We start from the raw sequence: 23105 nt of genomic DNA, 5'->3' as shown, positions 1-23105 counted from the left end.
TTCAACACCCTTACTGATCGACTTGGATTTGCCAAGTCCTGGATCGACCAGTTCCTCAGTCCATATTTGCAAAAGTTATCTTGATCATTATCGTCGGCGCGAGTCCAACCACGGCCAGGATGGACCGACTCGAGCGCGCGAACGAAACGGACGCTCGAGGCGGGTAGATCGATACCGGTATGCTGTCACTCCAGGGGAGCGCAGCGACGGGGTGACTTAGTTCGTGCAGCAGTACCCCACGGGAACAACAGCGAAATCGAGACGACCTGCAGCCAGTCGATACCGACCGATACCGACCGTCGAACGACTCTCATCGAAGCCCTCCACCGGTTCGCATCCACCACGCACTGAACAGCGCGACGGCCATCCCGATGATGAGCAGGTCCTCGAGGAGCCCGACGAGTTGCCACGGCAGCACCGTCACCAACAGCCCCGACAGCACGATGCCGACGACGATCGGCAACGAAATGTCGCCGGCCCAGATCCACAGCATCGTGAAGATCCCGCCGATCAGGACGACCGCGAACACTGGCCCGAGCACGTCGAGATACGGCGACAGCACTAACTCGATGATCTCGCCCTCGACCAGCTGCTCGAGGCCCTCGGTTCCCTCTGGAAGATCCTCCGGACCGGCGCCCGGCATCTCGTCGTCACTCATCGCTCGAGTCACCGCCGCTAAGACGATCGATTTGGGCCTGTCTCGCACACTCTCGAGACCACAGGTCGATTTTGATACACGCGTAGACGACCAGCGGGATCAGAAGGAGGCCGAGCATCCTCCTTACCCTCCGTACCGGGTTCGCGGCTAGTACCCGTGTGGACATCACGGCAGTCACACCACGAATCAGTGCAAATCCAAGTCTCTCCAGTTTTGACGAAAGCGGATGGAGGAGACCCGTTAGGCTGTCTGCCCACCGATTGTAGAATTTGGCGACCACCGCAATCGGGACATTCCCGTTCGTCCTCGATGCGAACAGTCCCGTCCGAGCAGTGACTGCTGTCACGCACGGTCCTCACCCCCGTCAGTCGCGACGGCTCGAGATTCGATCACCGACCGGACCTGCGTTGGTAGATCCTCGAGCGTCGAGTTGAATCGAGTCGGGTCGTCGAGCGGATCAGCGATCGTCACCATCGCCGTAGCCACGACGGAACTGCGGCGTGACGTGGCTCCCACAGGTCAAACAGCGAGACAGACCTCGGGACTGCTCGAGGTGCATCATGGGCGACACACCCCGTTATCCAACGCAGGACACTGCTCCTCGACCGACTCGATCTCGAGGCCGCAAAACCGACAAATCGGAGCTTGGAACGACTGAGTCCGCTGTTCAGGCGAAATCATGCGGCCTCACCACCCTCAATCGACCGCAAGACAGCATCGGGGTCCACAAGGCCCCCGGTTGAACTCTCTTTTAGATGGAGATTTTCTAACTGCGATTCTTCGGAAAACGCTAAAGAGAAGGCCTCACTACGGGATTTAGATCCACTCGCAAAACGAAGGAATGCGAATGGACTCGCGGGGATTTGAACCCCGGGCCTTCCCCGTGCCAGGGGGATGATCTACCACTGATCTACGAGCCCTCGAGTGCATCCTCCAGTTCCCGGGGCGGATAGATAAACCCCTCGAAATACGCGAGCCCCGTAAGACCCTCACACGCTCGAGTCGGCCAATCCAGTAGCTATAAGTTAGTATGCAGACACGTAACGGATGGAAGCTACTGATCCAATCGGACGCAGGGGGCATGCGCTGAAATGCCCCGGGTGCGAGGACACCCGAGACGTGGCTTCCAAGCGGTCTGCTCGAAGCCATGATTACGTTACTCAGTGGGCGATATAAACGTCCCGCAAGCCAGTCGCATCGCCAGCGAGCCCACCACGGAGGCCAGCCACGATGACCGACGACGAACCGGAGCCGCCGGCGTACTGCCCGACGTGTGGCAGACCGATGGTCGGCGTGACCTCCACCGGCCCGCACGACCACTACGCCCAGCCCTGTGGCTGTCGGGTCAGCCAACTCGAGGCCAACTCGTTTTAGGTGATCGGGTGAACCGAGTCGCGTCCCGACTCGAGGCCCCACGGCACCGTCTCAGAAGGAGAGTTGTTGGTCTTCCCGTCGCTCACCGAGGGCGGGCGGCGTGCGATCGGAGTAGTACCGCCGCCCGATCGCTCGGCTGTCAACCATGTTGAACAGCGCCTGCCGTGCCTCGCCCGGCGACTCGTAGGTGTCGCTCGAGGCGGGCTCGAGGATGTCCCGAACCGACTCCGTCCCGTTTGGCAACTCGAGGACGTAGTCGCCGTACTCCTCGACGAGTTCGTCGCTCGTACTCGGATACGAGTGGTCCTCGATCTGGCCCGCGAGCTCACCGAATTCGACACCGAGTTCTCGACGCGGCACGCTGTTTGAGTCTGTCATCGTCGATCGTGAGCTATACACCAGCGACTTACAAACGTCTGTGGGTCTATCAACTGCGGTGAATGACGCTCTCTCGTGAGGAAATCGACGACTGCGCTAGCGGATCTACCACTCCCGAAAGCCCCTGCCGGCTCCGCTCGAGGGGCTCGCTTCGCTCCTCGCCGTCTTCGACGTTTCGTCATCACGAAAGATCGAAGATCTTTCGAACGACAGCGAGTCGCAACCGGTCGAGCGCTCGGGGGCTTTCGGGAGTGTTGGACCACCATCCGAATCCGTTCGTCGACTCGAGGACGTGAGTATCTGCTCGAGATCGTGAATCTGTCTTCGAGAACGCGAGTCTGTGACGCAACGTTTTAGTCCACGCTCACCAGATGACCGATGGGAAGCGCACGGCCGCAAATCTGACTGTGCCATCCACTATTCAGGGTGGCTTGGGATTGCGGAAGTGCATCGGGAGTCCGTCGTGGACTCTCACAGGACTGTCGCGGTCAGTGCGGTTCCTATCCTCGACAATGGCACGAATGCATACACGCCGTCGCGGCTCGTCCGGATCGGACAAGCCGGCGGCAGACGAACCACCGGAGTGGAGCGACGTCGACCCCGACGACATCGAGTCGCGGGTCGTCGAACTGGCAGAGCAGGGTCACGAGCCAAGCCAGATCGGCATCAAGCTGCGTGACGAGGGCGTCACGGGCACGCCGATCCCCGACGTCAAGCTGGCGACGGGCAAGAAGATCACGGAGATCCTCGAGGAAAACGACGCCAAGTCCGACGTTCCCGAGGACCTCTACAACCTGCTGGAGCGAGCCGTGGGCCTGCGCAAGCACATGCAACAGCACCCACAGGACGCCCAGAACAAGCGCGCCCTGCAGAACACGGAGGCGAAAGTTCGCCGACTCGTCGACTACTACCGCGGTGACGAGCTCGAGCCGGATTTCACCTACGAGTACGAAGTCGCACTCGAGATCGTCGACGAGTAACTGACTCCACATGTCCACCGAGAGTCGTCCCGCTGCCGCGACGGCAGGCCACCCCGATGTCGAGAGCGCCGGCTTCGTTCGCATTCTGTCGCGAGCGGACGGCGACGCCCTCGCCGCGAGTGGCATCGTCGCCCGGGCGCTCGCCGAGCGCGAGACGCCGTTTCAGGTGACCGTCGGCCGAACCGTCGGCGAACGCACTCGCCGCGGGGCGCTGGCCGACGACGATCCAGACGACATGGTGCTCGCCATCGGTGCGATCGACGGCGACGCCACCCGACTCGACGACCCGGATCGCCCGGCGACGCTCGAGGCGGTCGATCTCGCACAGGCACTCGGGGCGACGCCGGATCCCGTCCTCGCACTCGCCGGGCTCGTCGCTGCCGGCCTCGAGCCGAGCGCTGGCGAGAGCGAGTGGCTCCTCGAGAGCGCACGCGAGCGCGACCTGCTCGAGCGACGACCGGGCGTCACCGTCCCGACCGCCGATCCGATCGACGGCCTCGCCCACTCGACGCGACTGCGAGCGCCGTGGTCGGGCGACCGCGAGGCGACGGCCGAGGCACTCGAGTCGATCGATACCGACGCCGCTGCACTCGCCGAGGACGACCACCGGGCGATCGGCTCGCTGGTCGCTCTCGACGCCGTTGGTGCCGACGATGCGAGTACCCACGCGGCCGACGCGATCCAGCGGGTGCTCAAACCCGACGCTACGCCAGCGTCGCCCTTCGAGACGATCGGCGGCTACGCCGATGTCCTCGAGGCGACGGCCCGAATCGAGCCGGGCACGGGCGCGACACTCGCGATGGGCCACGCGGCCCGCGAGCCCGCCCTTGAGGCCTGGCGTACCTACGGCACGCGCACCCACGACGCGCTCGAGACGGCCTCGACCCGCCGGTACGACGGCCTCTACGTCCTCGACATCGACGACGGACCGGTCGAGGGCGTCGCGGACGTCGCACTCGCCTACCGCTCGCCGGAGCCGACGGTACTCGTCGTCGCCGACGCGGCCGCCGAGGACGCGTCCGGCGACGCGACGGACGCCGGGGCCGACACCCACACTGCCGGCGAGACGGCGATCGCGACGCGCGACCCGCTCTCGGCGACGGCACTCGAGCAGATCGCTCGAGCGCTCGAAGGCGAACTCGAGACGTTGACCGATCGGTCCGGCGTCGACTACGATGTCGGCCGGACGCGGGGCTACCTGCGTTACGACGGCCAGCTCGAGCGATCGACTCTCGTCGACATTGTGAGGGAGGTCCGATGAGTCGACGCGCGACGATTCGGACGGCACACGACGAGCCGACCCACCTCGCGAGCGCGATCGCGCCGGACAATACCGACGAGATCGAGACCCGCGTCGAGGACGGTACGGTCGTGACGACGATCGATCGCGAGACGACCAGTGGACTCCAGGCGACGGTCGACGACTACGTGGTCAACCTCGAGGTGGCGATCGATGTCCTCGAGGCGGCCGGCCGAACTCGAGCCGACGATACCACGGCGCGGGCCGATGCGACGATCCCTGTGGACACCGCAGGAACGACCAGTTGCGACCACTCCAGCCAGCCGAACCGACCCGATCACCCAGCGGACGCGGGAGCAGCGTCCGACGACAACACTACCAACAATGAGTGAACGATCAGTTTCACGCGCGAAACAGGAGAAGCGGTGGTACACCGTCCTGGCACCCGAGCAGTTCGACCGCCAGGAACTCGGTGAGACACCCGCAGACGAACCGGAGAAGGTCTACGGACGGACCATCGAAACCACGCTCGGCGAACTCAACAACAACGCCAGCGAGAACAACACCAAGCTGACGTTCAAGATCAACGATGTCGGCAGCGACTCGGCGTACACGGAGTTCGTCGAGCACTCGCTGACGCGGGACTACCTGCGATCGCTCGTCCGCCGCGGTGCCTCGAAGATCGAGGCCTACGTCACGGTCCTGACGACCGACGACTACCGCGTCCAGATCCAGCCCGTCGCCTTCACGACCAAGAAGGCCGATGCGAGCCAGGAGAAGGCCATCCGCGAACAGATGGTCCAGATGATCGAAGAAGCTGCCGAAGAGCGATCCTTCGAGGAGCTCATCGACAGCGTCGTCGAGGGGCGACTCTCCTCGGCGATCTACGGCGACGCCAAGACGATCTACCCGCTTCGCCGCGTCGAGATCCAGAAGACGACCCTCGAGGCCCACCCCGAGGAAGTCGCCGAAGAGGAAGCAACCTCCGTCGACGTCGGCGACGACTGATTGCGCGGACGACACGCCTCGTTTTTTGCCCGTCTGCCCTATCGCGAGCGCCGGCAGTCACCTACCCGAGATCGATCGGATCCACTTTCAGGTACTCTCGAGCGACCGCCGTCGCGTACGAGCCTTTCGGGAGCGCAAACGACAGCGTAAGCGGCGCCTGCTCGACCGCGAGTGTCGTCCGCACGAGGATCGCTCGTCGGGTGCCACTCGAGTGAAACTCACCCGGGAGATCGAAGTCGCTCGGCTCGAGGTCGAGGCGTTCGAGAACTGCACGCTCGATCTCGCCTTGCTCGCCGTCGGCGAGTTCGGTGTCGGTACCGACCAGCGGTGCGGTCACGAAGGCGCGACCGCGTTCGCAGTGACGCGTCACCGAGTCGACGCGGCGCTGGTCGACGCGTTGGAGACGGTCGGTATCGGGGAGTTCGATCCCTGCGGGTGCGTCGGTATCGGCGAAACAGGCGACGTCGCCGGCGACGGGGCGATCGAACGGTAACCCGCGTTCGAGTCGCTCGCTCAGGATCAGATTGAACGCGTAGGACTGCGCCGCGTGGACGAACAGCCGCTGGAGATTCGAGGGGAGTCGCTCGAGGGCGGCACGGAACGCGTCGGGGCCGGGCTCGCCGTCGCGGTCGGCCAGCTCGTGTAGGAGCGAGCGCTCGTAGCCGAGCCGATAGGGGAAGCGCTCGAGCGCGGCCTGCCAGTCGCGGGTTTCCTCGACGAAGGCCCTGGCCTCCTGGGTACCCGCCGGTTCGGCGTCGGTCGGATTCCCCAGGTAGGCCATGACCGCGCCCGCCCAGTCGCCACGGACGATCTCGAGGCCGACCGTGTGGGTGACCGGACGGCGACTCCCGAAGCGTTGCTGGCCGAAGTAGTTGGGGACGCCGACCGTTGCCGTCGCCGTTCCCGCGTCGTCGACGCGACTCTCGGAGTCGTCTTCGAGCCCGCCGAACCGAGCGAGTTCCGCGGTGATCGACCCCGCAGCGTCGGGCCGATCGGGCTCGCTCACGACCAGTTCGAACTCGTTGCCCGCCAGATCGCCGAACTCGAGGTTGCGACCGGCGCGGCCGACGACTTCGATCTCGGCACCGTCGATCGCGGGGAGATCCTCGGGATCGGCGCCGTAGACCGAAAACAGCTGAGTCGTCACGGCGTACTTGTCTTTTGTCCCGGCCCAGTTGACGCGCTCGCGGGAGATGCCGAGCGCATCGGACAGACGACCGGCGAAATCGTTCGTATCCCAGCCCGCAAGCGTCGCCCGGAAGACGAGGTGGGGATAAGCGTCCGTCGAGGCGTCGACGGGTTCGGTCGAAAAACGCTCGCGCTCGCGCACGCGAAAGTAATCGTTGTCGGCGCGAAGCGAGCCGCCGACGCCATCGGTCTCGCTGACGTAGTACTCCATACCGACGGTCTGCTCTGTGGGATGTGCCGGGCGCATGCTCGTTGGTGGCGATTCGGGTGCTGGCGGTAAATCGGTTCGTTCTCGCGCTCGAGCGAGCCACGCACTTGGCCCACGCTCGATCGAACGCAGACTTCCGCCCCGACACGAACTATTAGGCCGTTCTGTCGTGAAATACCGATATCGAGGGTCACAACGCAATGGAGCCACCGGTCGAACGAACGCCGACGAAACGACCGCTGCGAGCGCTGCTCAGGCGCGGTGGGATCGCCGTCGGCGGCTCGTTGTTGGTCAATTGGGGTATCGTGGCAGCGGTCCGAGCGACGGCACTCGTCGGCCCCCTCGAGTACTTCCAGTTCGGCCCGGTGACGCTGTGGACGACTGTCGGTGTGATCGGCGCGGTCGTCGTCTATCGTATCGTCGACGCTCTCTCCGGGAGGCCCGACCGAACGTTTACCGTCGTCGCCGGGGCCGTTCTCGTGCTTTCGTTCGGTCCAAACGTGGGCCTGTTCCTGTTCGATCCGGCCGCGACCGCCGGCGGTGTCGTCGGGCTGATGAGCATGCACGTGACGACAGCGATCATCTGCGTCGCGGCGCTTACGGCCGACACCCGAGAGCGCACGTAACGTTGTGCTCGAGATGGCGCGACGAGCAGCCCGATCACATACCTACCGGACGGCTATCGTGCGAGCAGCGCTGTCGTGGCCACTGGCAAAAACACCAACCCACCGGCTGGTGGCCGTTGTTTTCATACGTGTCCAGCGCCGATGATCGGACGGGATTGGGGAGCGATGCATATTTATACGTTCGCTCGGAGTGACCGACGCATGATCGAGAGACACACACGGGTGGCAGGCAGTACGTCGTCGAGCACCCGCCACCGGTTCGCGAGGACGGCTCGTGAGCGTGACGGCCACACGGGCCGACGATGACGCCGACTCCCTCGTTTGAACTGGTCGACGGGACCATCGCTGCCGATGTCGACGACCAGCTCTTCTCGGCGACTGTTACCGTCTTGCTGGTCGACGACGACGGATCGTTCCTCGAGCTCGTGGCCGACTACCTCGAGCGCGAATACGGCTTTGAAACGCGTACAGAGACATCACCGTCCCAGGCACTCGAGCGCCTCGAGACCGAGAGCATCGACTGTATCGTCAGCGGTTACCGGATGCCGGAGATGGACGGGATCGAGTTCCTCGAGACGGTGACCGAGCGGTATCCGTCGATTCCGTTCGTGTTGTTTGCGGGGCAGGGATCGGAAGCGGTTGCCAGGAAAGCGATTCGAACGGGCGCTACCGACTACCTCCAGAAGGATACCGGCGAGACGCGATACGAACTGCTCGCCAGGCGCGTCGAAAGCTGTGTGGGCCTGCGCCGACAGCGCCGGCAACTCGAGAATCTCTACGTCGCACTCGAAGACGCCGGCCACGCGACGATGGTCACCGATCGAGAGGGGACGATCGTCGATGCGAATGCGACGATGACGACGCTGTCGGGCTACGACCGTGACGAGCTCCTCGGCGCGACGCCGGCGCTGCTTGGCTCCGGTGAACACGACCGGGCGTTTTATCGGGACCTCTGGGAGACGATACTCGAGGGCGACGTCTGGACGGGGGAAGTCCACAACGAACGACCCGACGGCAGCCAGTACGTTATCGACCAGACGATCGCCCCGATCACCGACGAGGCGGGAACTATCGAGGGGTTCATCGCGATCAATCGCGATATCACCGACCGAAAAAAGCGAGAGCGCGAACGGCGACGGTTCGAGCAAGCCGTCGAGCACGCCGGTCACGCCGTCTTGATCACTGGCACCGACGGAACGATCGAATACGTCAATCCGGCCTTCGAGGAGATCACCGGGTACAGTGCGACGGAGGCGATCGGTGAGACGCCGGCGCTGCTCAAATCCGGCACCCACGACCGCGCGTTCTACCAGGACCTCTGGGGAACGATCCGCGACGGCGAGATCTGGCAAGGCGAGGTACACAACGAACGACGCGACGGGAGCCAGTACGTTATCGACCAGACGATCGCCCCGATCACCGACGACGCGGGAGCCATTGAGGGCTTCGTCGCCATCAACCGCGACATCACCGATCGGAAAGAGCGCCAGCAGGAACTCGAGCGGTTTCGAAGTGCGGTCAGACACGCCGGCCACGGCGTCATGATTACGGACACCGACGGGACGATCGAATACGTCAACGAGGCGTTCGAAGCGACCAGCGGCTATTCCGCAGCCGAAGCCGTCGGTCGAACGCCGGCGCTGCTCAACTCCGGCGAACACGACCCCGCCTTCTACCAGGAGCTCTGGGAAACGATCCTCGAGGGCGATGTCTGGCACGGGGAAGTCGTCAACGAACGACAGGACGGCAGCGAGTACGTGGTCGATCAGACGATCGCGCCGATCACCGACGGCGGGACGATCGAGGGATTCGTGGCAATCAACCGTGACATCACGAAGCTCAAAGCCTACGAACGCGACCTCGAGAACCAGAACGAACGGCTCAAACAGTACGGACAGACTGTCGCCCACGACCTTCGCAACCCGTTGACGTTGCTCGAGGCTGAACTCGAGCAGTTCCGGCTGTCCGCCGACCGGGCAGACGGCGCCGTCGACGTCGACTCGGTCCAACGACAATGTGACGAAATCGGGGCCATCGTCGAGCGTATGCGGACGCTGATCGACGATCTGCTGACGATGGCGGAACAGGGACAGCTGGTGTTGTCGGCCGAAGAGATTTCTCTCGAGACGACGACGCGAGTCGCCTGGGACCAACTCGAGACGGCCGACGCCGACCTGATAGTCGACGAGGCGTCGATAGAAGCAGACCCCGACCGCCTTCGAGAGATGCTCTCGAACCTGTTTCGAAACGCCCTCGAACACGCCGGCGACGATGTCACCGTTCGCGTCGGTCCGCTCGATTTCGCGGACGGCTTCTTCGTCGAAGACGACGGTCCCGGTATCGTCGAAGACGACCGGAAGCAGGTGTTCGATCGCGGCTTTACGACCGCCGACGACGGAACCGGATTCGGGCTGGCGATCGTCGAACAGATCGCTACGGCACACGGCTGGACGGTCGTCCTCACCGATAGCGACGCTGGCGGCGCGCGGTTCGAATTTGCCATCGACGACGAATTGCAGCGGTAGCGTCCCACAGCCTGTTGCAAACGCTTCGTTGGCTACGAATCTCCCGACAGCGCCTGCTCGAGTTCGATCGTGACGATGGTGCCACCCGACTCACGTGTCTCGAACTCGAGGGTGCCGTGTGAGCGGCTGACGACCAGTTTGACGAACCACAGCCCCAGCCCGCTGCCGTGGGAAAGCTCGTCGATGGCCCCCGTCTCGTCGAGGCTCTCGCGTTCGATCTCCGGAATGCCCGGCCCGTCGTCGGCGATCCGTATCCGAACCCGGTCCTCGACGACCGAGAGGGAGATTTCGATCGTCGGTGCGGAGTCGTCGGCGTGGCGGATCGCGTTCTCGAGTAGTTCGACGATCGCATCGTGGATCTGGTCGGTCGCGACGACGAGCGCTCGATCGGGTGTGTCGACGGTAAATTTCGGTTTGCGGTCACCTTCGTGGACAGTCGTGACCGCTTGCTTGAGGACCTCGACGGCGTCGATCGGGGTCTGTTGGGGTGAATTCGAGAGCAGTTCGGTTATTTTGCGACCTTTTTTCGCCGTTTCGAGCAAGTTCTCGGTGCTCTCGAGAATACGTCGAGCCTGGTTGACGACCCGATCGTCGGATTGGGCTGTAAGGAGTTCCGCGTGGCCATCGATGACGTTCAGTTCGTTGCGGAGATCGTGTCTGAACACCCGATCCAGGCGGTCGAGTTGTTGTTCCTGTTTTTTTCGGTCGGTGACGTCGGTTTGGATCGCGACGAACTCCTGGACGGTCCCGGCGTCGTCGGTGATCGGGGCGATCGTCTGGTGTGCGTGATAGATCGTCCCGGATTTGTGCCGGTTGGTGATGTACTCGGACCACTCCTTGCCGGCGAGAATCGTCGACCACTGTTCCTGGAAGTACCGCTGTGACATCTGACCGGAGTTCAGGATCGAGGGCGTCTCGCCGATCGCCTCCGTCGGACTGTACCCGGTGATCTCCTCGAAGGCCGGGTTGACGTACGTGATCGTTCCGTCCCGTTCTGTCAGGAATATTGCCTGTCCCGCCGCCTCGATTGCGCGCCGAAATCGTCGTAGCTCCTGTTCGCGCGTGACCCGCTCGGTCACGTCACGGCTGACGGCGAGGATCTGTTCTTCACCGTGGATTTCGATCTTGTTGAGCCAGATCTCTGCGGGGAACGTCGAGCCATCTTTGCGCCGATGTCGACCCGAAACGCGCCGGTGAGCGCCGACCTCCATCGACGCCCACAATCGAGCGAGTGCGTCGGGGTCGGCGCCTACCTCGAACTCGCTGACGTCCATCGAAAGTAGTTCCTCGCGCGTATAGCCGAGATTGTCGGCGTGTTTGTCGTTCACGTCGAGAATCTGACCGTCGGTGTCGTGGACGATGATCACGTTCGGCGCCTCGTCGAACAGCACCTGCAGTCGTTCCCGATGGCGCTCGAGTTCCCGCTCGCGCTCTTTGCGTTCGGTGATATCACGGATCGTCCCGCGGACGCGAACGATCTCGCCGTCTCGAGACTGTGGTTCGCCTTTCGTCCGCACCCACCGCGTCTCCCCCGCGGCCGTCTCGATTTTGGACTCCAGGTCGTACGACTCGCCGGCCTCGAGCGCTCGCTCGAAGGCGGTCTCGATCGCCTCGCGATCGGCCGACTGGTAGTGGTCGAATATCTCGGTGACGGTCGTCTCGGTGTCGATGTCTCGGCCGAAAATCTCCCGGACGTAGCTACTCCACCAAATATCGTCTGTCTGAACGGTATATTCCCAAGCACCGACGGTTGCCATCTCTTGGGTCTTCTCGAAGAGCACCGCCCGACGTGAGTCGGCGGGACGCTGCTCGGTGGTCGATACGGGATCGAAATACCGACACAACACCGTTCGGTCCTCGAGATCGATCGATTCGGTCGTCACCGTGACCGGTATTTCCTCGCCGGCAGGTGTTTCGACCGCGGTTCGGGAACCGTCAGCGAGCCGTTTCACCCTCGTGGATCCGGCGAGTGCTCGTCGGTAGGCTTCCCGACGGGACGACGGGTGAAGGTCGAGTAAGTGTCGATCGATCAGCGCTTGCTGTGACCGCTCGAGAAGCGCTTCGGCGGCATTGTTGACATCGAGAATACGGTTCCGGTCCCGATCAGCGACGACGACCGGCTGTGGAACGGTCTGTAAGAACTGGCTGGCAGAGACACCAGTGAGTCCACTAGCGGATCGCTCTCCGGCGTGATCGCTCCCCATCAGCAATCGAGACGGTTCTGAACCTAATATATTCGTGGATATCAGCGAGAGTTTATATCGACGGGTCAGTATATGTAGATCAACCCCTGTAACTGTCGAAATGTGGCCATCACGTGTCTCTCGTGCCTATTCGAAGCCGTTCGAAGATCGATCGATTCCTGAAACCGATAATATCATATACTGATACGTACAGTGGATTGTCACGTAGTATGAAACGCGTATGGATTCTCTTTGGAATGATTGTCGTCTTCGGCGCGCTGGGGGCTGGCACCCTCGGCTTCTACTCGCCTGCTGCGGCCGGCGCCTCGACGCCGGTGACGACCACTCATACGGATTGCTGTACCGATTTACCGGCGTACCCGCCGCCCGGGTCGCGGGTGCGCCGGCAATGACTTACAGTAAACCGTATCAGACGACCGACGAGGGGACTGTGACGGAACGGATTCTACTCGAGGAGGAGATCGTCTTCGTGGAACGGAAGACGACGATCGATGCGGAGACGAACGCCCAGCGACAGCGACTGGCGTTCGAAGACATCACGTACGACCACTACTGGACCGGCGACGGACGCAGCTACACGAAACTGACGGCGACGGACGCGGATACCTTCGAGCAGGCGACTGCGGATCGGTCCGGTGAGATACTCGAGCGAGACCGAAGCGAATACGTCGCGATCATCGAAACCGACGACGTCGATCCGGCCGACCGGCCCGACCGGACGACCGATCCCGATCGTCTCGTTCACTCACAACTCGAGATGGCCGCCTACGAGCACGTTCGAACCGATTCGATCGACGGTACCGAGGTCGATATCTACGAGCCGACATCGGGCTGGACGACCGTGGCTCCGGGGTCCGATGGACAGGCCGAATCGATGTACTACGAAGACGCCTCCGGCGAACTGGCCGTCGACGCTGATGGGGCGCTGCAGCGATCGAATGTGACTCTCGAGGGGGTCGAAGCCGAAACCTGGGGCGACTACCTCGGCGCGCGACTGGGCGACGAGGGATGGACCGTTACGATCGAGTACGACCGCGATAACGAACCAGCCGATCCAACGCCGGCGTGGGTCGACGACCTCGAGGCGGACGCGCCTCGGTAGGATCTCCGGTCGATCCGAGAGCGCCGTGGCTCGATGGTGGGTGTTCGGCGCTCACGGGACACGTCTCGTGATTCAACGCAAACAGTGGCTCATACGGTTTACTGTAACTCATTTCCGGCGCAACCGCGACCCTGACGGCGGTTGCGCCGGTAAATCGGTACAGCAATCCGTATCAAGCCTCGAGTGCGAGACCGGCTTCTGCGAGCGCCTCGGTCGCCTCGAGGTCGTCGTGGACGACGCCGGCGACGGCGGTGGCGATGGCTTCCGGATCCTCGTGCTGGAAGATCGACCGCCCCATCGAGACGCCCGCGCCGCCGGCGTCCATCACGCCACGAACCATCTCGATCGTTTCGCGGTCGGTCCCTTTCGAGCCACCGGCGATGACGACCGGGAGCCGGGTCGACTCGACGACGTGTTCGAAACTCGCGGCGTCGCCGCTGTAGCCCGTTTTGACGATGTCGGCACCGAGTTCCTCGGCGAGGCGGACGGCGTGGCCGAGTGACTCGGCATCCGTCGAATCGACGCCCGGCCCGCGAGCGTAGGCCATCGCCAGTACGGGAATTCCGAATCGCGTCGCGTCGTCGGTGAGCTCTGCGAGCTGGGAGAGCTGGTCGGGCTCGTGGTCGGAGCCGACGTTGATGTGGAACGAGACGGCGTCGGCGCCGACACGGATCGCTTCCTCGACGGTTCCGGTCAGGCGTTTGTCGTTCTCGTCGGGACCGATCGTCGTCGAGCCGTTGAGATGGACGATGTAGCCTTTCCCGTTCTTGTGCTCGTGGACGCGAGGTGCGATCCCCTTCTGCGTGAGGACGGCGTCTGCCCCGCCGCTGGTGACGCCGTCAATCGTCGATTCGATGTCTTTCAGTCCCGTGACAGCGCCCATCGTGAGCCCGTGATCCATAGGAACGATGACGTATGTGCCGTCTGTACCGATTCGGTCGAGTCGTGCGTCGAGTCCTGTCGTAGTCATTGCGGATCAGTAACAAGCTTGTGGTTATGGGTGTTCTGGTTCCGGCTGCTCTTCGTCGGTCGTCGCATCGCCACCGCGCACCGCACCGCGTTTGAGTTCGCGAACTTTCGACTCGAGGGCGTCCGCTGCGGGGGCGCCACCGGCTCCGTGGTCGGCGATAATATCGACGAGCGCGCTGCCGACGATGACGCCGTCGGCGCCGGCCTCGATGATCTCGGCGGCGTGGTCGCCTTCGCTGACGCCGAAGCCGACTGCCTTGGGGACGTCGTAGTCCGACAGCCGGCTCAAGCTCTCGTGGGTCGCCGTCGAGACGTTCGCGCGAGCGCCCGTCGTTCCGAGCCGGGCCTGCACGTAGGCAAAGCCCGAGACCTGGGACATGATCCGATCGAGACGCTCGCCCTCGGTCGTCGGTGCGACAATGAAGACGAGATCGATCCCGTGCTCGTCACAGGCCGTCCGAAGCGGATCGGCCTCCTCGGCGGGGAGGTCGGGGACGATGATCCCCGAGAGACCGGCCTCGGCCGCGCGCTCGACGAACGGCCCGACCGTGGGTTCGTTCCGCAGCGATGCCGCGTCACTGTTCGAGGCGCGTGGCGCCTCGCTATTACTGTTCGAGGCGCATGGCGCCTCGCTATTCCCGAACTGGAGTATCATGTTGTAGTAGGTCATCACCAGCAGCGGCGCGTCGGTCTCGAGGTCGTCGATCAGGTCGAAGAAGCCGGCCGGCGTCGTTCCGGCCTCGAGCGCGCGGTTGATCGCTCCCTGGATGGTCGGGCCTTCGGCGATTGGTTCGGAAAACGGGAGGCCGAGTTCGATCAGATCCGAGCCACCACGATCGAGGGCTTCGACGTATGCTTTCGTGTCCTCGAGTGACGGATCGCCCGCGGTAATGTAGGTGATGAGTGCGGGGTGGTTCTCCCGGATTGCGGCTTCGACATCGCTATCGAACGCTGGTGCCGTCGGCTCGGGCGTCATCGGTCGAACACCTCCACGTCGGGTGCGGCCTCGAGATCGCGTTTCTCGGTTTCCTCGAGGACGGTTTCTAAGTCCTTGTCACCGCGGCCGGAGACGGTGACGACGACGAGGTCGCCGAGATCGTCGTGGTATTCCTCGAGATAGCCGAGTGCGTGACTCGACTCGAGTGCCGGGATGATCCCCTCGAGTTCCGAGAGCCGGTGGAAGCCGTTGAGGGCGTCGTCGTCGTCGACGTTTGCGGGCGTCACGCGCCCAGTATCGACGAGGTGAGAGAGCTCCGGACCGACGCCGGCGTAGTCTAAGCCCGCACTGACGCTGTGAGACTCGACGATTTGCCCCTCTCTGCTCTGGAGCAGTTTCGTCATCGCCCCGTGGAGCACGCCGTCGGTACCCGTCGAGAGCGTCGCGGAGTTTGGCGCAACGCCCGATTCGGTGTCGATCTCGAGACTCGAGCCGCCGGCCTCGACCGCGTACAGAGCCACACTCTCGTCGGGGACGAACTCGTGAAACGAACCCATGGTGTTCGAGCCGCCGCCGGCACAGGCGACGACGCTGTCGGGCAGCCGACCGGCCTGCTCGCGAACCTGTTTACGGGCTTCGGCACCGATGACCGACTGGAACTCCCGAACCAGTTTCGGGAACGGGTGGGGGCCGACGACCGAGCCGATGACGTAGTGGGTGCGTTCGACCGTCGTCGCCCAGTCGCGCATCGTCTCGTTGATCGCTTCTTTCAGGGTGCCCGAACCGGCGGTCACTGGATTCACTTCGGCGCCGTTCATCCGCATCCGGTACACGTTGGGCCGCTGGCGGTTGATGTCGGTTCGGCCCATGTAGATCTCACAGGGCATCTCGAGATGGGCTGCGGCCATCGCCGTCGCGGTACCGTGTTGGCCCGCGCCGGTCTCGGCGATGATGCGCTCTTTGCCCATGTACTTCGCCAGCAGGACCTGCCCGAGCGCGTTGTTGAGTTTGTGGGCGCCGCCGTGGAGGAGATCCTCGCGTTTGAGATAGATTTCACGGCCGTAGCGCTCGCTCAGTCGATCAGCGCGCTGTAGCGGCGTCGGCCGACCGCCGAAGTCGCGCATGCGTTCTCGAAACTCGTCCATGAAGCCGTCTTCGTTGTCGAGGACGTAGCGTTCGTAGGCATCCTCGAGTTCCTGTAGCGCCGGCATCAGGGCTTCGGGGACGTACTGGCCGCCGTACTCGCCGAACGTCCCGTCCGCGTCGCGTCGAGTGTCGGATTCGTGGTCATCTGTGCTCATCGTTTCACTCCGTATAGGTCTCGTCTCATCTCTCATCTCTCCGCCGTCGCCTGCGTCAGTCGCTGCGTGTTCGCCGTCACGTCGGTCTCGCCCGCGCCGTGATCCATGATCGCGCTGCCGATCAACAGGGCGTCAGCACCCGCCTCGCGCATCCGTCGAACGTCCGCCGGCGCCGACACGCCGCTTTCGGCAATCAGCGTGACAGCCTCCGGAACGTGGGGAGCGACGGACTCGAAGGTTTCGAGGTCGACCTCGAGTCGTGCCAGATCCCGGTTGTTGATCCCGATAATCGTCGCGCCCGCCTCGAGGGCAGTCTCGAGTTCGTCGCGATCGTGAACCTCGACCAGCGCCTGAAATCCGCGCTCGCGAGCCGCCTCGAGGAGCCCCGCGAGATCGTCGACGAACCGGGCGATCAACAGGACGAGATCGGCTTCGACGACATCCAACTGGGATTGCTCGAGGACGAAGTCCTTGCGAACGACGGGGACGTCGACGGCCTCGCGGACGCGGGTCAGTGCGTCCGGCGACCCGTCGAAGTGGGTCGGCTCCGTCAGCACGGAAATCCCAGCCGCACCCCCCTCGACCATCGCCCGGGCGAGTTCGGCGGGGTCGTCGTCTCGAGTCCCCTCGGCGGTTGGACTCGTCGGCTTCACTTCCGCGATGACCGGATCGCGACCCGCGGCGGCTGCGCGTTCGATCGCTGCGGGCAACGACCGTGCCTCGATTGAAACGCGACCGTCAGGGCCCGATCGCTCCCGGGCCGCCTCGAGGATCGATTTGACCGCGGGTGCGAGCTCCGTTTCGGAGTTCATTGTTGTACATCGACGTACTCATATGTACAAAAGTCTTGCGTCATCCCGACAGCGCCGCGCCCCTCGAGGCGGCATCAAATCGGGACACAAATAGGCACTCGCTGCACAGCAGCAGGTATGAACGCGGCCACCGGTGTCGACGGGCGATCGGATCGATTCGACCGAACGTCGCTGTCGCTCGCTGTCGTCGATATCACCCTCGTCATCTGTCTCCTCCTCGTCGGACAGCGCTCACACGGTATCGATCCGATCGCCGATCCGCTCGCCACTATCGAGACGGTGTTCCCGTTTCTAGCTGGGTGGATCGTCGCTGCCGTGCTGGCGGGCCTCTACACGCGAAACATGTCTCCGTCTCGAGTCCTGCGCCTGACGACGATCACCTGGCTCGCTGCGGCGAATATCGGCCTCATCCTCCGATCTTCGCCGGCGTTCGACGGCGGGGCCAGCTGGCCGTTTGCCCTCGTGATAACCGCCACGGGACTGGTCGTCCTCGTCGGGTGGCGACTATGTTATACTGCGTGGCGAAACTGGGTGCAGTGATACGGATTACTGTACCGATGTACCGGCGCACCCGCCGCCCGGGTCGCGGGTGCGCCGGAACTGACCGACAGTAAACCGTATGAGAAACGGCGAGAACGGACACGCCGTTCGTCGCGTCGACGGCCGGTTACAACCGACTTATATCTTGTCGATTCTGTGCGGATCATTCGGCTCGACGCTCGCGGTTCGTTCCTCGCTGTCGTGATAGCTATCAGATTTTGTATTGCTATCCGTCCGCCTTCGCCCCTGTGTTTACTGTTCACAATGAAAGTGTTCGGACATACGGTTACTAGAGTTCGGCAAAACCTCGTTTACAGCTACAGTTGTAACCGGAACCGAAACCAAACATTACTTATCGAACTCGAGTTCGTATCCCGATTCTCGAGACTGAGGTTTCGATAGGATACTCATACGTTATAGAAATAATTTGTGTGGCCACGGCTACAAATACGAATCTGGAATGAATTCAGTATCAGCTAATTACGGGAAACACTTATGTGGTCATCCGACATAGAATCGACTAGATTATGACTGGATATTACGACATTGTTCTTGGCCTCATCCCAGTCGCACTGCTTGGTATCACCGCTGCCCTCCTGCTCGTGGGACTGTCTCTGACAGCGGCGATACCGGTCGGCGCGTTCGTTGCCATGGCGATCATCGGCCACGCGATGTTCGTCAACTCACCCGCCGAAACCAACGACGACACGCAGTCGCCGCGCCCGCCGATCAACGCCGACTAGGCGGGGCTCTCTCCGGTCGAATTTCCGTCTCCCAATCTTTTATCTCGGCTCGCGTTCGCCTTTCTGCTATGACTGACACACTGTTTCTTTCCAGTTCCGATGTCGACGACCTTGCGACAGCCGCCGAGTACGTCGAGGTCGTTCGCGACGGCTACCGACAGCGAGGGGAGGGCGCAGCGGCACAGCCTCGATCGAAATTCCGTCGTGACGACCCCCAAGGAATGCTCACCACGTACGCCGCCGTCCTCCCAGAGACCGGTGCGATGGGCGGATACATGTACACGGCTGGCTTCGGCGCCGGCGACGCTTGGTTCATGACGCCGCTTTTCGACGCCGACAGCGGCGCCCCACTGGCGCTCGTCGACGGTGCGAGCATGAACCCCTACAAGACCGGTGCCGCCGGCGCCGTCGCCGTCGACGAACTCGCTCGAGCCGACGCGGACACGCTCGCCATCATCGGGAGCGGCTCGCAGGCCCGGGGTCAGTTGCGGACGACTGCGACCGTCCGCGACTTCGCCGAGGTCCGAGTCTACTCGCCGACGCCGGATAATCGCGAGTCCTTCGCCGACGATTTCGACGCGGACCTCGACGCCGATGTCTTCCCCGTCGACTCGAGCGCCGAGGCCTTGGCCGACGCCGACGTCGTCATCACGGCGACTCGCGCCAGCGAGCCGGTCTTCGACGGCGACGACCTCGAGCCCGGCACCCACGTTACGGCGATGGGCCAGTATACGACGGACAAACGCGAACTCGATACGACGACGGTCGAACGCGCGACCTACGTCCCGGACCTGCGCGAGCGAGCGACGTTCGACGCCGGCTCGTTCCTGCTCGCTTGCGAGGAAGGCGACGTGAGCGAAGACGACATTCACGCGGAACTCGGCGAGGTCGTTGCGGGCGAGGCTCCGGGGCGAACGGGCGACGACGAGATTACCGTCTTCGACAGCGGCGGGACGGGTATCGAGACGGTCGCCGCGGCGTACATGCTCTACGAGAAGGGCCGCGACGCCGGCCTGGGAACGACCGTCGATATCGAACCCGCGAGCGAAGCGATGTCCGATATCTGAACGGAGACGGCGAAAATTACCGACGGGTCCGGCGGCTATTCTGCCGGCCGAATCTTGAATCCGTACCGCGTCACGCCTTCTTGCGTGTAGATCCGGCGGATCGTCGTCTCGATGCGGTCGCCGACGCCGAACGCGTCGGGAGCGGCGTCGGTCCCCATCGCCGGGACGCTGACCGTCTCGGAGCCGTCGGGCCCCTCGAGGTCGACTATTGCCGCCGCGTAGTCGCCCGAACGGGCCTGCTGTTCGGAAAATTCCGGCGGCGCGCCGCCCTGTCCGATCGTCGTGACGGCTTCGATGGTCCCCTCGCCGGGGAGTTCGACCGGTTCGTACTCGGCGAGTGTGCCACAGTCACCACAGGCACCTTCCGGCGGGAACGAGAGCGCCCCACACTCCGGACACCGGCCCGCTTCGAGGCGGTAGCGCTGGGGAATCGAGCGCTGCCAAGAGGGGACGCTGACGTAGGCACCGCCGCCGGACGGCGGGCCGGTCGTCACGACCCCGCGCTGGCGCAGGTACTCGGCATACGAGAGCGACTCGCCGCCCTCGAGCGCGCTTTCGACCGGTACGTCCCCGTCGGTCTCGAGGACGAGTGCGTCAGCGCCGGCACCGCTGCCGTAAGCGACCCCGAGGATCGACTCGTAGCCGTCGGCGAGCGCGCTAGCGAGCGAGACGGGGACGCTCGCCGCGCCGAGGTCGCCCAGCTCGTGGACCGTCGCGGCGGCCTGGATCTCGTCGGTGCCGACGCCGGCCGCGCCCGCCCCGCGGTAGGGCAACTTGCCGTCGGGCGCCTGAATCGCGGCCGCTTCGGGATCGGCCTCGAGTTCGAGCCCCGAGACGGCGCCACCGATCGTCTCGGAGAATGCCTGCCGGTCGTACTGAGTGACGCCGAGTGCCTGGGTTTCGTCCGCGCCGGTGGACCGGAACCGCGTGCCCGGATAGGGGGTCGCGTACTCGGCGCGATCGACGATTTCGGCCGGCCCGTCGCCCTCGAGCACGAACGCCGCTGCGCCCGCCCCGGCGGCGTGATCGACACCGTGGTCGGGGTCGCCTTTCGGGGCGTCGGCTGCGACGACGAGTCCAGTCGTCGCGTCGGCCTCGAGGGCGTCCAATCCGGCCCAGATCGCTCGCGTGCCGGCTCGCGTGCTGCCCGTGAAGACCTGCCGACTCGCCGCCTCGTCGAGGCCAACCATCTCGCCGAGTCGGGCGGTCAGATCCTCTTCCGCCACCGGTGGGCGACTCGAGGCGAAGCCGAGCCAGTCGACGGTTGCGGGATCGACGGCCGCGGCCTCGAGAGCTCGCGTCGCGGCCTCGTAGGCCATCGTCAGGGCGTCTTCGTCGGCACCGGCGACGGCTTTTTCGGTCACTCCGGCGGCCTGGAACTGTCCCCAGGCGTCTTCGAAGGCGTCGGCGCTGATGCGAAATCGCGGGGCGTACGCGCCGACGCCGGAAATTGCACCCGTCATCAGGCGCTCACCTCCGTTTCCTTTTCGAAGATGTGAATGACTGACGCGCCGCCGCTGCCGCCGACGTTGTGCGTGAGCCCGCGGACGGGATCTTCGACCTGTCGGTCGCCCGCGTTGCCCGAGAGCTGTTTGTACGCTTCGACCATCTGGCCGGCCCCGGTCGCGCCGATCGGGTGGCCCTTCGACTTGAGGCCGCCGGAGGTGTTGACCGGCAACTCGCCACCGAGTTCGGTCGCGCCGGACTCGATGAACTCGCCTGCGTCGCCGGTCTCACAGAAGCCGAGATCCTCGTAGGCGAGCAGTTCGGCGATCGCAAAGCAGTCGTGGACCTCCGCGAAGTCGAGGTCCTCGGGACCGACACCGGCCATCTCGTAGGCCGTCTCGGCGGCTCGCTGGCTCGCCGGGACGCCGGTGTAGGAGTCGCGCTGGAAGAGTCCGACGGTGTCGCTGCCGGCGCCGACGCCGGCGACGCGGATCGGATCCTCCGTGTACTCCTCGACGACGTCCTCGCTGACGATCAGCGCACAGGCCGCGCCGTCGGAGGTCGGACAGCAGTGATAGAGGTTCAGCGGATCCGCGACGACCGGCGCACCCATCGCGTCCTCGAGTGAGCACTCGAAGCCGAGCTGTGCGTGTGGGTTCTTCGCGCCGTTTGCGTGGTTCTTGACGGCGACCCGTGAGAGCTGTTCGCGGGTGGTGCCGTAGGCCTCCATATGGGCGCTTGCCATCTGGGCGTAGACGCCGGAGAAGGTCGTTCCGGAGAGGCGTTCCCACTCGGTTTCGCCGGAGACGCCGAGCCAGTATTTGGTCGCGTCGGAGCTCATGTCCGACATGACCTCGAAGCCGCCCGCGAGGGCGACATCTGCCATTCCCGACTTGACGGCCTGGACGGCCTGTCGCGTCGCGAAGCCACTCGCCGCACAGGCGTTTTCGACCCGGGTGCAGGGGACGCCATCGAGGCCGACGTGTTCCGTGACGGCCGGGCCCGGGAGTCCGAGCTGGCGACCGCCGACCCCGAGCGTGCCGACGAACGCTTCGTCGATGTCGGCTGGTCCGATCCCGTTCGGTACGCTGTCTGTCGCTGCATCGAACGCCGTCCGGAACAGCGACCGGTAGCTTTCGTCCGGAAAAGCCCCGTAGTCCGACTGCCCCGCGCCGACGAGATACGCGTCTCGCATACTCGAGGGTCGGGCTGCCCAGTGTGAAATAAGTTCCGTGAAGTCTTCGCATACCGCGGCGAAACGACGACCGACGGCACGCAACTACCGGACCGCTGGCTGGACGCTGTCACACGAACTGCTGTCGATCAGTCCCACCGCAACCGCACTTCGGTGGGGAGCTACCGGAACGTCGGTACCTAGATCGTCTCAGCTCTCGGCTCGAGCCCGGATTCCCTCCAGGACACCTTCGACGATAGTGGCCTCAGCGGCCCGAAGGCGCTGTGATACCGCCGACTTCGAGATCGAGAGCTCCGCCGCGATCGTCTCGAGATCGGTCGAGCGTGGCTGGTCGTAGTAGCCGCCGTCGTAGGCTAATTTCAGGGCTTTCCACTGTTTTGGCGTCAACGTACCGATATCGACGGCGATCGCCGACTGACGCGGGTGCTCGACTGGTGAGCCGTCCTCGACGCTGATATCGAGCACCTCGTCGACGGTTTCGGTGAGCTCGAGCGCCGTCTCTTCGTCCGGCACCGCCACTGTGAGTCGTAACCCGTTCTCGTCGGTTTCACTGCTCATCGCCTATCACCGGTAGTTCCTTCCCAACTGTCGACTGCTGAGCAAT

Annotated in this window: 26 protein-coding genes and 1 tRNA gene; 12 read left to right on the top strand and 15 right to left on the bottom strand. The window is 64.0% G+C overall.

Translation table 11 applies throughout. The features are described from left to right. Positions 1-310: 310 nt before the first annotated feature. The 5 genes from D8Y22_RS01840 to D8Y22_RS01830 all read right to left on the bottom strand — a co-directional run bounded on the left by D8Y22_RS01840 (position 311) and on the right by D8Y22_RS01830 (position 1578). On the bottom strand, positions 311-658 hold the full coding sequence (locus tag D8Y22_RS01840) for a hypothetical protein (RefSeq protein WP_141462939.1): 348 nt from the start codon (positions 656-658) through the stop codon (positions 311-313). After that, a complete protein-coding gene (locus tag D8Y22_RS23085; protein WP_281282369.1) occupies positions 651-776 on the bottom strand; it encodes a hypothetical protein in 126 nt (41 codons plus the stop codon). The genes D8Y22_RS01840 and D8Y22_RS23085 overlap by 8 nt, the downstream gene beginning before the upstream one ends. Positions 777-1000: 224 nt before the next feature. Next, entirely contained in the window at positions 1001-1132 is a 132-nt protein-coding gene (locus D8Y22_RS23080) for a hypothetical protein (protein WP_281282368.1), read from the bottom strand. Then, positions 1116-1217 (bottom strand): DUF7563 family protein, encoded by a 102-nt coding sequence (locus D8Y22_RS23470; protein WP_449421044.1) that lies wholly within the window; start codon positions 1215-1217, stop codon positions 1116-1118. Before D8Y22_RS23470 ends, D8Y22_RS23080 begins: the two co-directional genes overlap by 17 nt. 289 nt (positions 1218-1506) lie before the next feature. Then, a tRNA-Ala gene (locus D8Y22_RS01830) sits at positions 1507-1578 on the bottom strand. Between the two features lie 310 nt (positions 1579-1888). Here D8Y22_RS01830 and D8Y22_RS22155 point away from each other — a divergent pair. Beyond that, entirely contained in the window at positions 1889-2032 is a 144-nt protein-coding gene (locus D8Y22_RS22155; RefSeq protein WP_174811724.1) for a hypothetical protein, read from the top strand. A 51-nt stretch (positions 2033-2083) separates the two neighbouring features. On the opposite strand, the gene D8Y22_RS01825 is transcribed toward D8Y22_RS22155, so the two are convergent. Then, a complete protein-coding gene (locus D8Y22_RS01825) occupies positions 2084-2410 on the bottom strand; it encodes a DUF5789 family protein (RefSeq protein ID WP_141462937.1) in 327 nt (108 codons plus the stop codon). 512 nt (positions 2411-2922) lie between these two features. Here D8Y22_RS01825 and D8Y22_RS01820 point away from each other — a divergent pair. Genes D8Y22_RS01820 through D8Y22_RS01805 form a run of 4 tightly spaced genes read left to right on the top strand, consistent with a single transcriptional unit; the run spans position 2923 to position 5638 of the window. Further along, on the top strand, positions 2923-3390 hold the full coding sequence (locus tag D8Y22_RS01820) for a 30S ribosomal protein S15 (RefSeq protein WP_141462935.1): 468 nt from the start codon (positions 2923-2925) through the stop codon (positions 3388-3390). 10 nt (positions 3391-3400) lie between these two features. Then, positions 3401-4651, top strand: a complete 1251-nt coding sequence (locus tag D8Y22_RS01815) for an exonuclease (RefSeq protein WP_141462933.1) — start codon at positions 3401-3403, stop codon at positions 4649-4651. Then, complete coding sequence (locus D8Y22_RS01810) at positions 4648-5022, top strand: KEOPS complex subunit Pcc1 (protein WP_141462931.1); 375 nt, start codon at positions 4648-4650, stop codon at positions 5020-5022. The genes D8Y22_RS01815 and D8Y22_RS01810 overlap by 4 nt, the downstream gene beginning before the upstream one ends. Continuing rightward, complete coding sequence (locus D8Y22_RS01805) at positions 5015-5638, top strand: 30S ribosomal protein S3ae (RefSeq protein ID WP_141462929.1); 624 nt, start codon at positions 5015-5017, stop codon at positions 5636-5638. Before D8Y22_RS01810 ends, D8Y22_RS01805 begins: the two co-directional genes overlap by 8 nt. Positions 5639-5699: 61 nt before the next feature. Here D8Y22_RS01805 and truD read toward each other — a convergent pair whose 3' ends face one another. Further along, positions 5700-7073 carry a tRNA pseudouridine(13) synthase TruD gene (truD, locus tag D8Y22_RS01800; protein WP_141462927.1) on the bottom strand — a complete coding sequence of 458 codons (1374 nt, stop codon included), beginning with the start codon at positions 7071-7073 and terminating at the stop codon, positions 5700-5702. 161 nt (positions 7074-7234) lie between these two features. On the opposite strand from truD, the gene D8Y22_RS01795 reads away from it, so the two are divergent. Together D8Y22_RS01795 and D8Y22_RS01790 are read left to right on the top strand one after the other, a co-directional pair. After that, complete coding sequence (locus D8Y22_RS01795) at positions 7235-7660, top strand: DUF6069 family protein (RefSeq protein ID WP_141462925.1); 426 nt, start codon at positions 7235-7237, stop codon at positions 7658-7660. Positions 7661-7962: 302 nt separating this feature from the next. Beyond that, entirely contained in the window at positions 7963-10185 is a 2223-nt protein-coding gene (locus tag D8Y22_RS01790; protein ID WP_141462923.1) for a hybrid sensor histidine kinase/response regulator, read from the top strand. 32 nt (positions 10186-10217) lie between these two features. Here the strand turns inward: D8Y22_RS01790 and D8Y22_RS01785 are convergent, their stop codons facing one another. Next, the gene (locus D8Y22_RS01785; RefSeq protein WP_141462920.1) at positions 10218-12389 is read right to left on the bottom strand and encodes a PAS domain S-box protein; all 2172 of its coding nucleotides are present in this window, start codon (positions 12387-12389) and stop codon (positions 10218-10220) included. A gap of 209 nt (positions 12390-12598) precedes the next feature. On the opposite strand from D8Y22_RS01785, the gene D8Y22_RS01780 reads away from it, so the two are divergent. Both D8Y22_RS01780 and D8Y22_RS01775 read left to right on the top strand, forming a co-directional pair. Then, positions 12599-12781, top strand: a complete 183-nt coding sequence (locus tag D8Y22_RS01780; RefSeq protein ID WP_141462918.1) for a hypothetical protein — start codon at positions 12599-12601, stop codon at positions 12779-12781. Then, positions 12778-13491, top strand: coding sequence for a hypothetical protein (locus D8Y22_RS01775; protein ID WP_141462916.1), 714 nt, complete (start codon positions 12778-12780; stop codon positions 13489-13491). Before D8Y22_RS01780 ends, D8Y22_RS01775 begins: the two co-directional genes overlap by 4 nt. Positions 13492-13663: 172 nt before the next feature. On the opposite strand, the gene D8Y22_RS01770 is transcribed toward D8Y22_RS01775, so the two are convergent. Genes D8Y22_RS01770 through trpC form a run of 4 tightly spaced genes read right to left on the bottom strand, consistent with a single transcriptional unit; the run spans position 13664 to position 17510 of the window. Next, entirely contained in the window at positions 13664-14461 is a 798-nt protein-coding gene (locus D8Y22_RS01770) for a 2-amino-3,7-dideoxy-D-threo-hept-6-ulosonate synthase (RefSeq protein WP_141462914.1), read from the bottom strand. Positions 14462-14485: 24 nt separating this feature from the next. After that, positions 14486-15436: a tryptophan synthase subunit alpha gene (trpA, locus tag D8Y22_RS01765; RefSeq protein WP_141462912.1), complete on the bottom strand. Its 951-nt coding sequence runs from the start codon at positions 15434-15436 to the stop codon at positions 14486-14488. Then, on the bottom strand, positions 15433-16698 hold the full coding sequence (gene trpB / locus D8Y22_RS01760; RefSeq protein ID WP_141462910.1) for a tryptophan synthase subunit beta: 1266 nt from the start codon (positions 16696-16698) through the stop codon (positions 15433-15435). The genes trpA and trpB overlap by 4 nt, the downstream gene beginning before the upstream one ends. Before the next feature lie 32 nt (positions 16699-16730). Further along, entirely contained in the window at positions 16731-17510 is a 780-nt protein-coding gene (trpC, locus tag D8Y22_RS01755; RefSeq protein WP_141462908.1) for an indole-3-glycerol phosphate synthase, read from the bottom strand. Between the two features lie 117 nt (positions 17511-17627). Between trpC and D8Y22_RS01750 the strand changes: the two genes are divergently transcribed. The 3 genes from D8Y22_RS01750 to D8Y22_RS01740 all read left to right on the top strand — a co-directional run bounded on the left by D8Y22_RS01750 (position 17628) and on the right by D8Y22_RS01740 (position 19860). Next, complete coding sequence (locus D8Y22_RS01750; RefSeq protein WP_141462906.1) at positions 17628-18050, top strand: DUF3054 domain-containing protein; 423 nt, start codon at positions 17628-17630, stop codon at positions 18048-18050. Between the two features lie 527 nt (positions 18051-18577). Then, positions 18578-18793 (top strand): hypothetical protein, encoded by a 216-nt coding sequence (locus tag D8Y22_RS01745; RefSeq protein ID WP_141462904.1) that lies wholly within the window; start codon positions 18578-18580, stop codon positions 18791-18793. 68 nt (positions 18794-18861) lie between these two features. Then, positions 18862-19860, top strand: coding sequence for an ornithine cyclodeaminase family protein (locus D8Y22_RS01740; protein WP_141462902.1), 999 nt, complete (start codon positions 18862-18864; stop codon positions 19858-19860). Between the two features lie 35 nt (positions 19861-19895). Here the strand turns inward: D8Y22_RS01740 and D8Y22_RS01735 are convergent, their stop codons facing one another. The 3 genes from D8Y22_RS01735 to D8Y22_RS01725 all read right to left on the bottom strand — a co-directional run bounded on the left by D8Y22_RS01735 (position 19896) and on the right by D8Y22_RS01725 (position 23059). Beyond that, positions 19896-21323, bottom strand: a complete 1428-nt coding sequence (locus tag D8Y22_RS01735; protein WP_141462900.1) for a zinc ribbon domain-containing protein — start codon at positions 21321-21323, stop codon at positions 19896-19898. After that, on the bottom strand, positions 21323-22501 hold the full coding sequence (locus D8Y22_RS01730; protein ID WP_141462898.1) for a thiolase domain-containing protein: 1179 nt from the start codon (positions 22499-22501) through the stop codon (positions 21323-21325). The genes D8Y22_RS01735 and D8Y22_RS01730 overlap by 1 nt, the downstream gene beginning before the upstream one ends. Before the next feature lie 189 nt (positions 22502-22690). Continuing rightward, complete coding sequence (locus tag D8Y22_RS01725; protein WP_141462896.1) at positions 22691-23059, bottom strand: helix-turn-helix domain-containing protein; 369 nt, start codon at positions 23057-23059, stop codon at positions 22691-22693. Positions 23060-23105: the final 46 nt, after the last annotated feature.

This window comes from Salinadaptatus halalkaliphilus (assembly GCF_006543045.1).
Lineage (GTDB): Archaea > Halobacteriota > Halobacteria > Halobacteriales > Natrialbaceae > Salinadaptatus > Salinadaptatus halalkaliphilus.
Note: the sequence above shows the minus strand (reverse complement) of the source record. Positions and strands in the feature narration are given on the sequence as shown.

Coding starts and splice junctions, on each gene's coding strand:
- D8Y22_RS01840 (WP_141462939.1), bottom strand. CDS start 658: ATGAGTGACGACGAGATGCCGGGCGCCGGTCCGGAGGATCTTCCAGAG.
- D8Y22_RS23085 (WP_281282369.1), bottom strand. CDS start 776: ATGCTCGGCCTCCTTCTGATCCCGCTGGTCGTCTACGCGTGTATCAAA.
- D8Y22_RS23080 (WP_281282368.1), bottom strand. CDS start 1,132: ATGGTGACGATCGCTGATCCGCTCGACGACCCGACTCGATTCAACTCG.
- D8Y22_RS23470 (WP_449421044.1), bottom strand. CDS start 1,217: ATGCACCTCGAGCAGTCCCGAGGTCTGTCTCGCTGTTTGACCTGTGGG.
- D8Y22_RS22155 (WP_174811724.1), top strand. CDS start 1,889: ATGACCGACGACGAACCGGAGCCGCCGGCGTACTGCCCGACGTGTGGC.
- D8Y22_RS01825 (WP_141462937.1), bottom strand. CDS start 2,410: ATGACAGACTCAAACAGCGTGCCGCGTCGAGAACTCGGTGTCGAATTC.
- D8Y22_RS01820 (WP_141462935.1), top strand. CDS start 2,923: ATGGCACGAATGCATACACGCCGTCGCGGCTCGTCCGGATCGGACAAG.
- D8Y22_RS01815 (WP_141462933.1), top strand. CDS start 3,401: ATGTCCACCGAGAGTCGTCCCGCTGCCGCGACGGCAGGCCACCCCGAT.
- D8Y22_RS01810 (WP_141462931.1), top strand. CDS start 4,648: ATGAGTCGACGCGCGACGATTCGGACGGCACACGACGAGCCGACCCAC.
- D8Y22_RS01805 (WP_141462929.1), top strand. CDS start 5,015: ATGAGTGAACGATCAGTTTCACGCGCGAAACAGGAGAAGCGGTGGTAC.
- truD (WP_141462927.1), bottom strand. CDS start 7,073: ATGCGCCCGGCACATCCCACAGAGCAGACCGTCGGTATGGAGTACTAC.
- D8Y22_RS01795 (WP_141462925.1), top strand. CDS start 7,235: ATGGAGCCACCGGTCGAACGAACGCCGACGAAACGACCGCTGCGAGCG.
- D8Y22_RS01790 (WP_141462923.1), top strand. CDS start 7,963: ATGACGCCGACTCCCTCGTTTGAACTGGTCGACGGGACCATCGCTGCC.
- D8Y22_RS01785 (WP_141462920.1), bottom strand. CDS start 12,389: ATGGGGAGCGATCACGCCGGAGAGCGATCCGCTAGTGGACTCACTGGT.
- D8Y22_RS01780 (WP_141462918.1), top strand. CDS start 12,599: ATGAAACGCGTATGGATTCTCTTTGGAATGATTGTCGTCTTCGGCGCG.
- D8Y22_RS01775 (WP_141462916.1), top strand. CDS start 12,778: ATGACTTACAGTAAACCGTATCAGACGACCGACGAGGGGACTGTGACG.
- D8Y22_RS01770 (WP_141462914.1), bottom strand. CDS start 14,461: ATGACTACGACAGGACTCGACGCACGACTCGACCGAATCGGTACAGAC.
- trpA (WP_141462912.1), bottom strand. CDS start 15,436: ATGACGCCCGAGCCGACGGCACCAGCGTTCGATAGCGATGTCGAAGCC.
- trpB (WP_141462910.1), bottom strand. CDS start 16,698: ATGAGCACAGATGACCACGAATCCGACACTCGACGCGACGCGGACGGG.
- trpC (WP_141462908.1), bottom strand. CDS start 17,510: ATGAACTCCGAAACGGAGCTCGCACCCGCGGTCAAATCGATCCTCGAG.
- D8Y22_RS01750 (WP_141462906.1), top strand. CDS start 17,628: ATGAACGCGGCCACCGGTGTCGACGGGCGATCGGATCGATTCGACCGA.
- D8Y22_RS01745 (WP_141462904.1), top strand. CDS start 18,578: ATGACTGGATATTACGACATTGTTCTTGGCCTCATCCCAGTCGCACTG.
- D8Y22_RS01740 (WP_141462902.1), top strand. CDS start 18,862: ATGACTGACACACTGTTTCTTTCCAGTTCCGATGTCGACGACCTTGCG.
- D8Y22_RS01735 (WP_141462900.1), bottom strand. CDS start 21,323: ATGACGGGTGCAATTTCCGGCGTCGGCGCGTACGCCCCGCGATTTCGC.
- D8Y22_RS01730 (WP_141462898.1), bottom strand. CDS start 22,501: ATGCGAGACGCGTATCTCGTCGGCGCGGGGCAGTCGGACTACGGGGCT.
- D8Y22_RS01725 (WP_141462896.1), bottom strand. CDS start 23,059: ATGAGCAGTGAAACCGACGAGAACGGGTTACGACTCACAGTGGCGGTG.